We start from the raw sequence: 249 nt of genomic DNA, 5'->3' as shown, positions 1-249 counted from the left end.
CAGCGATTTCCTGCCCAGAGATACGTAATATCTCCACACCATACCCGGTCTGGCTCCGGTACTGCGAACTGACGCTCAAGCAGATTCGGCAGGCTGGTATGCTCCTGACGGGCATTTTTATACTGATCTTACCCAGCAATAGTGGACACGCGGCTAAGTGAGTAAACTCTCAGTCAGAGGTGACTCACATGACAAAAACAGTATCAACCAGTAAAAAACCCCGTAAACAGCATTCGCCTGAATTTCGCA

At 49.0% G+C, this 249-nt stretch carries 1 pseudogene; it reads right to left on the bottom strand.

Annotation, left to right across the window (positions count from 1 at the left end):
- Positions 1–125: pseudogene (locus E0D98_RS27170) on the bottom strand (IS3 family transposase); the annotation flags it as partial.
- Between the last annotated feature and the right edge of the window lie 124 nt (positions 126–249).

The organism is Escherichia sp. KCJ4928, assembly GCF_004352695.1.
Taxonomy (GTDB): Bacteria; Pseudomonadota; Gammaproteobacteria; order Enterobacterales; family Enterobacteriaceae; genus ECMA0423.
Note: the sequence above shows the minus strand (reverse complement) of the source record. Positions and strands in the feature narration are given on the sequence as shown.